Origin of the sequence: uncultured Deefgea sp., from assembly GCF_947072475.1 — a bacterium.
In the GTDB taxonomy this organism is placed as follows: Bacteria; Pseudomonadota; Gammaproteobacteria; order Burkholderiales; family Chitinibacteraceae; genus Deefgea.
The window spans coordinates 1-12,884 of record NZ_CAMTIA010000012.1 but is presented as its reverse complement, the minus strand read 5'-3'; the positions used below and the strand labels follow the sequence as shown (position 1 = coordinate 12,884).

Annotated in this window: 10 protein-coding genes and 1 tRNA gene; 8 read left to right on the top strand and 3 right to left on the bottom strand. The window is 47.5% G+C overall.

Annotated features, from left to right (window positions below; translation table 11 throughout):
* Positions 1–125: 125 nt before the first annotated feature.
* Positions 126–911 (bottom strand): NUDIX hydrolase family protein, encoded by a 786-nt coding sequence (locus Q0V82_RS06110; RefSeq protein ID WP_297573634.1) that lies wholly within the window; start codon positions 909–911, stop codon positions 126–128.
* Between the two features lie 115 nt (positions 912–1,026).
* On the opposite strand from Q0V82_RS06110, the gene Q0V82_RS06105 reads away from it, so the two are divergent.
* The 8 genes from Q0V82_RS06105 to folD all read left to right on the top strand — a co-directional run bounded on the left by Q0V82_RS06105 (position 1,027) and on the right by folD (position 9,342).
* Complete coding sequence (locus Q0V82_RS06105; protein ID WP_297573631.1) at positions 1,027–2,547, top strand: fumarate hydratase; 1,521 nt, start codon at positions 1,027–1,029, stop codon at positions 2,545–2,547.
* Positions 2,548–2,634: 87 nt separating this feature from the next.
* Positions 2,635–2,724: transfer RNA gene (locus Q0V82_RS06100), tRNA-Ser, on the top strand.
* 524 nt (positions 2,725–3,248) lie between these two features.
* Entirely contained in the window at positions 3,249–4,943 is a 1,695-nt protein-coding gene (locus Q0V82_RS06095; RefSeq protein WP_297573629.1) for an AAA family ATPase, read from the top strand.
* Positions 4,944–5,318: 375 nt separating this feature from the next.
* Positions 5,319–5,645 (top strand): hypothetical protein, encoded by a 327-nt coding sequence (locus tag Q0V82_RS06090; protein WP_297573625.1) that lies wholly within the window; start codon positions 5,319–5,321, stop codon positions 5,643–5,645.
* Between the two features lie 88 nt (positions 5,646–5,733).
* Positions 5,734–6,213, top strand: a complete 480-nt coding sequence (locus tag Q0V82_RS06085) for a hypothetical protein (protein WP_297573622.1) — start codon at positions 5,734–5,736, stop codon at positions 6,211–6,213.
* An 83-nt stretch (positions 6,214–6,296) separates the two neighbouring features.
* Positions 6,297–6,779, top strand: coding sequence for a hypothetical protein (locus Q0V82_RS06080; protein ID WP_297573619.1), 483 nt, complete (start codon positions 6,297–6,299; stop codon positions 6,777–6,779).
* Between the two features lie 419 nt (positions 6,780–7,198).
* Positions 7,199–8,188 carry a DUF4365 domain-containing protein gene (locus Q0V82_RS06075; RefSeq protein ID WP_297573617.1) on the top strand — a complete coding sequence of 330 codons (990 nt, stop codon included), beginning with the start codon at positions 7,199–7,201 and terminating at the stop codon, positions 8,186–8,188.
* Positions 8,189–8,487: 299 nt separating this feature from the next.
* Positions 8,488–9,342, top strand: coding sequence for a bifunctional methylenetetrahydrofolate dehydrogenase/methenyltetrahydrofolate cyclohydrolase FolD (gene folD / locus Q0V82_RS06070; protein WP_297573614.1), 855 nt, complete (start codon positions 8,488–8,490; stop codon positions 9,340–9,342).
* Positions 9,343–9,530: 188 nt separating this feature from the next.
* On the opposite strand, the gene Q0V82_RS06065 is transcribed toward folD, so the two are convergent.
* Both Q0V82_RS06065 and Q0V82_RS06060 read right to left on the bottom strand, forming a co-directional pair.
* Positions 9,531–10,319, bottom strand: a complete 789-nt coding sequence (locus tag Q0V82_RS06065; RefSeq protein WP_297573612.1) for a hypothetical protein — start codon at positions 10,317–10,319, stop codon at positions 9,531–9,533.
* 175 nt (positions 10,320–10,494) lie between these two features.
* Positions 10,495–12,828 carry a hypothetical protein gene (locus tag Q0V82_RS06060; protein ID WP_297573608.1) on the bottom strand — a complete coding sequence of 778 codons (2,334 nt, stop codon included), beginning with the start codon at positions 12,826–12,828 and terminating at the stop codon, positions 10,495–10,497.
* Positions 12,829–12,884: the final 56 nt, after the last annotated feature.

Below are 12,884 nucleotides of genomic sequence, written 5' to 3'. Positions count from 1 at the left end.
GCTATTTTGCCTTAATTTATTGTTTTTTAATTAATAAATGGGTGGCTAGATTAGTTTTGCGTCAATTACGCGACACGCTAATTAGGTATTAGCGTTGAACTAGGGTTTTATTTCGATCACAAGCACTAAAATTGCTGCCGCAGTAAGAAGCGAGCCGTCACCACGCCTGCATCCCAAGTCATTAGACTCAGTTCGTTGATTGCTTGTTTTGGCGACATACGATAAAAAGCAGCGACTTCACCGTCTTGATTGTGCGGTGTAAAATTTTCCGGCAACGCCAAATCAAAGCAATACAGTAGTTCGCGGTGAGTGCCATCGATTTCGTTGCGTTGCATCAGGATGGTTTCTTGCAACACCAGCGTATTGCTGAATTGATCATTCAAACCCGCTTCTTCAAATAATTCACGTATCGCACAAATTTTAGGCTCTTCGCCAAGGGGTATGCCGCCAGCGGCCATGTTGTCTAATCTGTCTGGGTCAATACTCTTGGTTTTGGCGCGCCTTGCAATGCATAAGCTGCCATCGGGGTAGTAGCCATTGATGTGCACTGCGCGGCTGAGTAGGCCAAAGCGGCGAAAGGCGGCGCGCTCTAATGCCCATAAAGGCTGAGTAAAATCGGCGGCGCTATTCGAGTTGGGGGCATAGACCCCATATTGTTCATTACGCCAACCTTGGATTAAGCCTTGTTGTTGCAGTATTTTGGCCGCTTGGTACATGGCTTGTGCTGGCTGCGGGCTGTCAAGGTAGAGCGTTTGCTGACTTATTTTCCAGTCTTGAGTCTGACTACATAATATCGAGGCGAATTCCGGTTCAACCCAGCCAAGCTGATTGGTGCCAAAATAAAACGGCAACAATCCCGCAGGGCTAAACACCGGTTGTTGCGCAAGGTAGTGGGCGAGCGGCGTCATCATGAACTCTAAAAATTAAATTTAACGATGTAGGTGAAATATCTAGCAGACCGATGATCGGTAGTGCCGCAGGATACGCTACAATTTGGGCGTAAAACTGGACCCTACGGAGCATACAATGAGTAAGATTCGCCAAGACGATCTCATCACCAGCATTGCTGATAGCTTGCAATACATTAGCTACTACCATCCTAAGGATTATATCCAAGCTTTGGGTCGGGCTTATGAATTAGAAGAAAGCCCCGCTGCCAAAGATGCCATCGCGCAAATTCTGACCAATAGCCGCATGTGCGCCGAAGGGCATCGCCCCATTTGCCAAGATACCGGCATTGTGACGGTGTTCGTTCGCGTTGGTATGGACGTGCAGTGGGACGGCGCGACGATGGGCGTGACGGACATGATTAACGAAGGCGTACGCCGTGCTTACTTGCATCCCGACAATAAATTGCGCGCGTCGATTTTGATGGATCCAGCAGGCTTACGCAAAAACACCAAAGACAATACGCCAGCGGTGATTCACTATGAAATCGTGCCGGGCTGTACGGTGGAGATTGATATTGCCGCCAAGGGCGGCGGCTCGGAAAACAAAACCAAATTTGTCATGCTTAATCCTTCAGACTCGATCGTCGATTGGGTGTTGAAAACCGTACCCTTAATGGGCGCAGGCTGGTGCCCACCGGGCATGCTGGGGATTGGCATTGGCGGCACAGCCGAAAAAGCCATGGTGATGGCCAAAGAAGCGTTGATGGAAGAAATCGACATTCACGAATTGATCGCCCGTGGCCCGCAAAATCGCGTAGAAGAACTGCGTGTCGAGCTGTACGAAAAAGTCAACGCGCTAGGCATTGGCGCGCAAGGCTTAGGTGGTTTGGCGACGGTACTCGACGTGAAGATCAAAGACTACCCAACGCACGCCGCTAGTTTGCCGGTGGCGATGATTCCGAACTGCGCGGCAACGCGCCATGTGCATTTCACGCTCGATGGCTCAGGCCCTGCGGTATTGGAAGTGCCTAAATTGGAAGACTGGCCCGATGTAACGTGGACGCCATCTAGCGCCGCCACCCGAGTCGATTTGAACTCGGTTACGCGCGAAGAAGTTGCGACATGGAAACCCGGCCAAACGCTGTTACTTAACGGAAAAATGCTGACTGGGCGCGACGCAGCGCATAAGCGCATGGTTGATATGCTCAATAAAGGCGAAAAACTGCCGGTTGATTTTGCTGGGCGCTTTATTTATTACGTTGGCCCAGTTGATGCCGTGCGCGATGAAATCATCGGACCCGCAGGCCCAACCACCGCCACACGCATGGATAAATTTACCGAGCAAGTACTCGCAGAAACCGGCTTGCTGGGCATGATCGGTAAAGCCGAGCGCGGTCCTGCTGGGATTGATGCGATCAAAAAACACCAGTCAGTGTATTTGATGGCCGTTGGCGGCGCAGCATACTTGGTCTCTAAAGCGATCAAGGCCAGCCGCGTAGTGGGTTTTGCCGATTTGGGCATGGAAGGCATTTACGAGTTTGATGTCGTCGATATGCCCGTCACCGTCGCCGTGGATTCGAATGGCACATCAGTGCATGCCACCGCACCAAAAGAGTGGCAAGCCAAAATTGGCAAAATCCCAGTCGCTGAAGTGTGATTAGGCTGAGCGAGCGCCGGATTTGAATTAATCCCGCGCCACGCTTGCCATTAAGGGATGGGTTCGGTATGATTCGGCCTCTCTTGCGGAGAGATGTATGAGTGGTTTAAGTTAGTCGCCTGGAAAGCGGCCACAGGTTAATTCCTGTCGGGGGTTCGAATCCCCCTCTCTCCGCCACAGGTTTAAACTAAAGCCCTGATTATTCAGGGCTTTTTTGCATTCAAGAAAAATCTTCCCACCGTTTTTCCCACCAGTTGTGCTGAGCTGTTGTGATTCATTGTGATCGCTCAATCGCATGCGTTGCAATTGCAAAGTAGGGCACGCCCTTGTGAAAGTTCATAGGGTTTGTCTTCGCCTCCAATTTATTTCACTCCAGAGTACGAAAAAATTAATCTGACACATCACTAAATAAGGTGTGCTGCTGGGTCTTATCTAGGATAAATACAAGTTTACTCGTCGTTGCTCACAGTCCTTGTAGCAAAGTAAGGCTGCTTATTTGCTCCGAATCAGTTCACAAAGCTGACTTCTGCTAAATGTGTTGACTAGCCAGGAATGATCTCCTTGAAATCATATAAACCTTCTGGAATATAAAATAACTTGCAAATGTTAAATTAAAGAATATATTTGTCTTTAAGAGGTTTTTTTGTCCTGTAGAAGATTTTATGGTTCTTTTGAAGGTTAATATATCAAGGAGCATTTGCATGAGCAAGTCAATCTATTTTGCATCATCATCAAGACACATGAAGCACCTACCAGACTATGAAACCTTGGCGCGCATGCATCGCTTATCCTACGCCGCTCAACCTGTAACCAGTGGTGTTGCATCGAAATCGGTTGTTGTGCCAGGATTTTGCTCGCGACCACTTCCTGCTGGCATGCGGGTGTTAAATGATCATCCTGACTATGCAGAATATGAATTTGTCGATCTCACTGCTTTTTTCGATGGTCCAGCGTCTGACGATGAGGGTTTTATTGCTGCAGAAATGTGCGAGGAACATGATCACATTGAGGTTGCTCAACCGGAGTGGGCAGTTAAGTTCAAAGCGGAGCTTCAGCGTAGAAATAATTTTAATATGCAGCAACCGATCATCTTTCATTTGCCGACTTATTCGACAACAGTAATCGCTGATTTAGTTAAATCAGTCTGTGTTGATTTAGCGTTACCCTTTGCAGAAATTAAAGGCAATGCTGATGATGGCTATTTTGATTTGTTGCGGGTTACACAAAGTACAAGCTTGGTAACCTATTTGAATGATCCGGATTTAAATTACCTGCAAAGTAGTTGGGCACATCAACGGCAAGGCAATATATGGTTTTGGGTGAGTCCTTTTCCGTTAACGTTTCAGCTGGGGACCGTGGTGATTCCGCTTCCATATGAAGACCAACATGCGGATCTGGTTTTATTGGAAAACTCGGTGTTGCTTGCTGATCGTACTGCAGCCTTAAGGCAAATTAATCAGTTGGCAGCCACCAAAAATGAAAGCCAAAAAGTTGAATTGCTAAAAAAATTAATACAACCCAAGCCATTGCGAATGGCGTCTCAGGCTGATGTGGATGCGATCAGTGTATTAAAAACAGAATGTCCTCAATTTGGCGCATTGCTGGGAAAGCTAAGGAGTCGGTTAGTGGGGCAGTGCTTAAGCAAATATCCGATTCATTTGGGTAGTCAATTATTGATAGGGCCACCAGGGAATGGGAAGACGTGGCTATGCACAAAAATTGCCAATGCACTGAATCTACCGTTTTTAAATCTTCAGCTGGCAGGAAATGGCGATGTGATGGTGCTGCGGGGGTCGCAACAGCAATGGACTGGCTCTGATGCGGGTCGGCCGGCAAAGTTTATCGCCACATGTGGAATTGCAAATCCAATTATTCTGCTGGATGAAGTCGATAAAGCCAGTGGGAGTCAGCACGGGAATTTAAGTGATACGATTTTAATGCTGTTGGAACCTGAAAATTCGCGCTCTTTTATGGATAACTTCGTTGAAACCCCGATCAATATGAGTCACATCAGTTTTATATTAACCGCTAACGATACAGATTGCTTAAGTGCCCCTCTGAAAAGTCGGCTTGAAGTGAACTCGGTTCTCTCGCCAAGTAAGCAAGAAATGCGAGAATTTGCGCAAAATTTCTATCAGCGAGAGCTGAAGGAACGAAATATTAGCCAATATTTTGTGTCGGTGATGGGTGAGGCTGATTTGCAGGTGATTGTCTTCCGAAGTGAAAGTATCAGAGAACTACGACGCCAAATTGTGCTCGCCATTGAGAATGGATTAAATGATGTCACTGATGTTTCTGCGATTGAAACGCAGCAATATCTTCTGAAGCCAATTCCGGCTCCCGAGCCACCGAAAAACAACCCATCCCCTGGAATAGGATTTTTAACCAAGCATTAAAACTATGGAAAAAGGCAGCTGACAACAGTAAAACTGCCGCTAATGGATCAAGGTTGAACTTCAGCTTCTCGGCCTTAGCTGCCACTAGTGTTCGCCTCGCACGACAACAAGCAACTTACTTTTGCGTCAGCTTCTAACTAAGCCGACAATTGCATGTCAGCTAACGGTAGTCGGCCAGGAGCAGCCACTCAAGCTACAGGATAAATTGATAAAAATTCGCAAAACGGCGTAGATACCAACGGAAAAGTCTTTATTAATCATTCTAAAGCCTCGCTGGAGCGCACATCATCGCCGCTGGCGTTATGTATTTTTAATCTGAGCGAAGGCGATGATGACGCTCAGCTCGAACGTTAGACCTTACTAGAAGAAATACGCATGGAAACCCAAATTCTTCTTGGCTACCCAGTTCATTCTTTGGCTGTCGGCCCAATCGACTTTACGAACATCAAACTAGAGACCAGTTCTCTAAGCGGCCTTTATTTGCAATTTGCATACTTAATAGCAATTGAACACGATTCGGTTGTTGCACTGGATTTTGCCGCAGGCTTTTTCCCGTTCAGCCTTCGCACAGGGGCAATTGGAGCTCTCAAACAATACCAACCCACCGTCTCGCATGACGAAATGGCTGCGGTTGTTTCGCAAAAGTTCGGGGAGTTTATTTTTCTTCCTAAGCCTGTTCGCCACGTACCTACCGCGGTCTAACATGGCGCGCAACCTCGCTCCCTTCGGTCGCTGGACGCTGCGCGATAAAGCCGCGCAGCGCCGGTTAGCTCTACGTTAGTAGCCAGATATGACATCGCATTTCAAAAACGAACAAGAACTTGAGATCCATCTTAGAAGCCTCATCACAGAACAAATCTGTAACATGCAAGAAGGTATAGTCTTGCTTGAAAACAAGAACATTGCAGACATAGTGATTTGCAAAAACCACGGAGCCACCGGACTCTACTTTATTGAAGTTAAGCATTTAAAACCAAATATGGGACGCCTTGGAATAGGTGGCAAAAATGGTAGCGGCTATCAGCCAGAAATTATTACAAAGCGGCCAGCCTATCTTGAATCTAACCTTCGCTGGGCGTTATACAGCGAAACGCACACAAACAACAATGGCGTCGTATTAATTACCACCGAGCAGCTTTGTCGTACTTACTTGCAGGGCGACAAAGTAGGTCAAAAATATAACGGAATAAAACAAGACATATTCAACAAAGAGCGAGGCTTATCCGATGAAGAATTTATTTCAGAAATCAAATCGTGGCTAGGCTGCTAACTATCGGTTCAAATCGCTCGCTTCGCTCTCTGGGACGGCGTGCCGCCACCCCTTAACCTAAACGTTAGGCTCTGCAGGCTATAATGACTAAACCCTATACAAAAACCCTGCAAGACGAACTTGACTGGAAGCTCCTCGATCAACTGCACGGGGCTGTCGCGCAAATCAGCAGCTTTTGCTTCGAGATAAAGAAGTTCTGTGTTACTACATTATTTGTAGTGCTAACCCTTATGGCAAAGTTCACACTGGACAAACTTGATCATTCGATATTTGTTGCCGGTCTTTTGATACCTTTATGTTTTTGGTTTCTAGATGCGACCGGTTACTTTTATCAGGTAAAACTTCGAGGAACAATGCAGGCAATTCGCACTCGTTTAGCTTTGCAAAATGATCTGAAAATAATTATTCCTTCTGTAGGGCAAATTATCGAACCATCACGAGTATCAGCCCCTGCATACAGACGCATTTTCGCCGCAGGGTTCAATCACTCTATGTGGCTCTACATATTGTTAGTCGTTATAAATCTATCAATCTGGCTTCTATACTTAGGAGGAGCTATTAAATGAAGCTTTTCGTCAGCTACTCGCGCAGAGACGGGATAGTTACCACAGAAGCCCTTCGATCTCTGGATATGCATCTACAACAAGTATGTACACCGTTCATACACTGTTTGCATGACTCGGGCTCCCGATGGGAGCAGTCGCGCGTAATCATGGCGCTACTAGCTTCACACGCCGTTCTTCTAGTGGAGTCGCCTGCGGCAGAAGCCTCAGGCTGGGTTCGCCTCGAACTATTCATCGCACGATTACTTGGCCTGCCGCTAATGCGGCTACAAGCAGCAGACCTTAAAAAAGCCCAATGAAATTCAGCCGCTCTTACCGGTGCTGACGTGACAAAGCTAACAAACGGTTCAAATCGTTCGCTTCGCTCTCTGGGGCGGCATGCCGCAGCCTCTTAACCTAAACGTTAGGCCATCAAGGAAAAAATGAGCTTTCCCAAATACAATCAGACCAATTCTCAAGAGAGGCTAGGAGTAAATGCTGTAGCTGAAGCTATGGCGAAAATTGGTCAGATTTGGCGTGAAACCCCAATGGCTGATGTTGGTATTGATGGTCAGATTGAATATGTTAGTCCTGAAGGATTCGCGACAGGAAGAATGATTGCCGTTCAAATAAAATCGGGCCCATCATTTTTTAAAGAGAGCAACGGAGATTGGGTTTTCCATCCAGATGAGAAACACCGATTTTACTGGGAAAGATTTCCTTTGCCTGTACTTATAATTATTCACAGCCCAGATACTAATTTAAGTTACTGGCAAGATGCCCGTCAGGCGTTGAGGGTTGCTAAGCCTTCAGATGCAAAGGGCATCAGCATACCCAAGTCAAATGTCCTACAAGCCACCAGCGCTCAAACTCTCTTTGAAGGGTTTGCGGTGATAGATCAGGGTTTCATGTCAGTCGAAGAAGTTTTGGATTATTTGATTAAGTCACAAAGTGATAATGCATCGTTCCCTGTCACTTATTTAAATCTATTCTGTTCAGGTCTAACTAATATATGCCGCTCTTTATACTTTGGCATGGATGTAGCGATGACCGTGGCAGAAGTTGAATTACATAATCAAAATTCACCATTCGGGGTCGGAGTAGGCGACTCTGAACATAACTTCTTGTTTGATTATATAAAGTTCATAGTGTACCAGCGTATAGCCGATGTTGATTTCTCGGATTGCATGATTGATTGGTATGATCGCGAAATGCAGCCATCATTTATGGCGCCTTTGACTTCTAGGGGGAAAGAGTTGGTTCGGCTTATCCATGAATTAGAAGGTAAGCTAAAGTCGGAAGGTAAAATAGAAGACACGGGGAATTTGCATGCCGCACAAGAGGGTTTTGTACAGCTCTTATTTACTCCGAGCGAGATACAGAGGATTGAACTTACAAACAAAGTTCAGAGAGAGTACTTAAAGAACGCCTAACAAGTCCATCAAGCGGACACCGTACCGGTTGTTGTGGCTGAGTGATTTTGGCCATCAATAAATAGGTTTTGATTGGCCGCTTTGGCCGATTTGTAGATGTCGAAGCGTGAAAAACGAAAGGCCGCTAACCATCAGGTTGCGGCCTTTCGTTTTCTGGGATCAGGCTAGTGCTTCTCGGCCGAAGCGGCCACTTGGCCCATATGTAGTTTGCGCATTTTCGTCAAATTTTAAGTGTTTATATTTTCAGCCTATTTTTATGTGAAAATACGTTTGATTTTTAATCGGTGGAGACTTACCCAGTGACAGCATTAATCCTAGATGGCAAAACCCTTGCCGCTAAAACAGAACAAGAACTGTCGCTTCGGGTGACTGCACTGAAATTGGCTTCAAACGGTCAAACTCCCATTCTCGCCACGATTTTGGTTGGAGGGGATCCTTCATCCGCCACTTACGTCAAAATGAAAGGTAATGCCTGTTCACGTATCGGCATGGAGTCGCTAAAAATTGAACTAGCTGCTTTGACGACAACTGATGAACTGCTAGCAAAAATTCATGAACTAAATAGCAATCCAAACGTGCACGGCATTTTATTACAGCACCCAGTTCCGGAACAAATTGATGAACGTGCTTGCTTTGATGCAATTTGTGCAGAGAAAGATGTAGATGGTGTGACCTGCTTAGGATTTGGCAGAATGAGCATGGGAGAAGTGGCTTATGGCTGTGCCACGCCAAAAGGCATCATGCGTTTGCTTGAGGCCTATAACATTCCATTATCAGGCAAACACGCCGTTGTTGTTGGACGTAGTCCTATCCTCGGCAAACCGATGGCGATGATGCTACTGAATGCGGATTGCACCGTTACCATTTGCCACTCGCGAACTCAGAACTTGTCTGCATTGATCAAACAGGCCGACATTGTTGTTGGTGCGGTAGGTAAACCTGAGTTTATCAAAGCCGAATGGATTAAAGATGGCGCAGTAGTCGTCGATGCTGGATATCACCCGGGTGGCGTAGGTGACATAGAACTTTCCCCGTTAATTGATCGTATCGCAGCATATACGCCAGTGCCTGGCGGCGTTGGCCCGATGACAATCAACACTTTGATTTATCAGAGCGTGGATTCTGGCGAGAAAAAAATTCGAGCTTCAATTTGATGTTATTGTCAGTTTTAGCAAATTACTCTTGCTAACCTCAATATATAAATGGCCGCAACCTTATGGTTAGCGGCCTTTCATTTTTGATCCGTCAGCATCGACAGATTGGCCATTTCAGACCTTCACTACTGCACCATCGCAAGCGGAATTTTTTCGTGTGCAGATTCGCTATCTTTTCCGTTGAAAAACTATGCAGAGGGATGGGCTAACTCAACAATTTCCATCTTCAAGATGTGCTGAGGAGGAACCGGATTGTTCTCGCCATCAAAGCAAAACACTGAATTTGAGCAAGGCGCACCCGAATGAATTTGGGAATAGACATAGCACAAGGCTGCGGCGAGGCATAATTCGTCAGAGTTGTTTGGGTGGACGAACTTGATGATTGCAGGTTTAAGTTTTGCACTATATTCAGGCATCAGGTCTATGCCTGATGTCTTCTGAAACCCATTGCAAATGTCTTCGATTATCTCGGGCATTGCTAAATAATCGTGCTGGCTTAGTTTTTGAGAATGGAATGCAACTTCCTTGACCAAAATGCCATACGGGCCCCAGTGAATGGAATTTTGAGTCTTATAGGAGTAGTGAAAATCAGCGATGCAGCCTGATTCGAGAGATCTTCGCAATTGCTCTCTGATGTTTAAGTCGTCAATCGCTTGGATCAGCATTTCTTTTAACAAAGGTAGTGCCGCGTTAAGAGGGAGAATGCCCTCCGAAAAAACCGTTCCCGGAAGTATGCGCGTCGTGTGGAACCAACAAACTGCATCCAGTGACAAAGGGTCTCCATGGTATTTTTCAACTATCGAATAAAGATACTCTCCGAAATCTGGCAGCTCCCGCCAATGCGTTTCAAAACATGTAGCGATTTCCTCTGCAGAGAGTTGGGAATGTAAGATATCCGGCGTGGTTTGAAAGATACTCGCCAAACTATTGAGAGCAGTTTCGAATGTTTCGCAGTCGAGCACGATTTTGTTAGTCATTTTTACCGAGGGAGTAAGTAGATAAGTGGCTGTCACCACCCAAGTGCAGTCAGCGCGTTATCCGATTCAAGTTGTTCTAAATTTACGTGTTTCCGTGTAAGTCGTGTTTGCTTTTTAGCATTGCCACTCTGCAGGTTACTGCCACTATTGATCGACTACAGCCGGTTACCTTTTATCAAAATTCAAGTAGGTTGTCTGGTCGCCCGACATGAGTACCTTCCAGTGCAGCAATCTGCGACTGAGCGTAAGCGACCGGGGACGCACCACTGAAGACGAGCCAAGACACAAGCTCAGGGTCTGTCACGGACGTGAACCGAGCCAGGTCAGTGATGTTCTCCCGCGCTAGCGCTACACGCTTCAAATGCCTTTTTAGTTTATCTGGTTTGCCATTTATGTCATCGCCTTGGTATTCGGAGAGCTGAGAGGCGACTTCCGAGTAGTTTCGGGCAAGTGAAAGATCCTTGCATTCAACAATGAGCACCTGATTGCGATCTGAACGCCAAGCGAGAAGATCGATGTCGCCTGGGTCTGTTGGCAGGTTTCGTCGCAGGATTTCTGGAAAGCCAACGCCGCGCAGAACAGTCCATCCAGCGTCGCTGAGTTCCCTTTCAAGGTTTTTCTCGAATGTGTGTCCTTCTCGTGCCATCACTAACCAGTCGTCTCGCATCTCCTTCGTACGGAAAAAATCCCGTTTGAGCCGCCCCGAGCGCGCCCCTTCGAAGATGTACCGTAGCGACGTGCGCAAGAGCCCGGGCGTTACGATCACCAACGGGTCATGACTATCGTTCACCTGCAACAAGGGGCGAGCTGCAACTGACAGGCGTCGGCCAAACCGCCAAGGGTAGATGTCGGAAAGGTCAAACCCGACTGGCACCTTATCCCACTTCGGGCGCGTTCTAAGCACAAACTGGTCAAGAAAAGCTCCAATGACGTCGTCTTCGAGCCCAGCCGACCTGCTGGCGGCCTCCAACTGGCTCCATTTCATCGGGAAAATAGCAGAGTTTTGCGCCATGCCGATTTGCTCAAGTGCATTGACAAAGCCCAGAGCGTCGTCGAGAGTAAATCCCATCTCCGCCTCCCATAATGCAAGGAAGGTCTCGGTATCGTCATCGAGCTTGGCATCGTCAGCATACTCTTCCTCGTCAACCACGGGCTCCGTCTCACCCACTTTTGAGTAGTGTTGCTCGAATCGTGCTGCATGTGCTTCGAACCGCTCGTTGGTCTCCTTCGACAACAAGGGTTCGAGTACCATTTTACCGAGCTCGTCGCGGAAGAGAAGATCTCCTAGGGAGGAGATACTGACAATGGCCGGCAGCGCGCCAAAGCGTACCGCATCCGACATGCCGCCGATGCGAAAAAGAAGTGACGCGCGTGCAAGGAGCCGACCGAGTGCTATATCGGAGGGCTCAATCCCTCCGTCTATGGGACATACACAAAGAGCCTGCTCGATGACCAGCCGAGAGGTCATTGCCGCACCAGCATAACGTCCCAATTGGTGAGAAATTGTTTCTTCGACACCATCCTCTCCTGCATGCAGACCGAGGATGGCTGCAGCCGTACGGTGCCAGAGGTTCTCGTCACTGCGTGCCTTTTCACAGTTTTCAAGAAGGCGCATGAGGGTCTTCTTGCGATCAAAACGGAAAAGCTCGTCCTGTATCTCCTGAAGGAGTACATCAACTACGTCGTGGAGAAGCTTCCCAACCGCTTTCTTGCCCTCGTACAATGCAGGAGCATCGGCTGCAACCGCACGCCACCCGAGCTCAATTCGGACAGCACCTGACTCGACGTTTTCGACGGACAAAAGGCTGCGGGTCAAAGAATCGCGCATAAAGACACTGAAATCGAACGATTGCATAAGGTGGAAGCTTCGAGCTGTGTTATTGGGAACCGCCATCTGTTCAATTTTGATCGCCAAGTCAACCGGAGCATCAAGCCGGAGAAGAGTCGCAAACGCAGTGCTGAGTGCACGCACAAGGGCTCGCTCTGAACGGTTATCTGGCGCACGAAATCCAGCAAGGAATCCGTCCTTGAGTACTACCCGAAGAGCCCCCTGTTCACGGATTCGTTCGAGTTGCCAGAAAGTGTTCATGTCACGAGGAACGGCCTCACTCTCGAATCTTTCAATGTCGTCGCTACCAGCAAAATGCAGGTAGACCTTTATTGATCTTTTGGTTGTTTGCTCGCTAAAAATTTCCAGTGTCTCGCCAATTCGCCCAATCCATGTGCGTACCATTTTGGCAAGTTCGATGAGGAGCCCGCGGTTTTTCATATCGGGAGCTTCAATCGTTAACCAGAGGTTGCTCTGCCCCTCATACACACAAGTCAGGCGCTGCGCATCAAGTTCATCAATGGAAGCGTAACACTTGCTCTGACGTTCGGTCGGGAAATAATCCTCCGCTGATGGACGCATCACCCTATGCCATTTACCACTGTTATCTCTAATTCGATGTCGGTCATACCCCATGTCTGCCCCCATACGCACGTCACGGAGCAGATTCGTCGGAATCATAGTAAGGGCTCAGCCGTACCACAGCAATTTCTTCACTGACTCTGGCATGCTGCGCT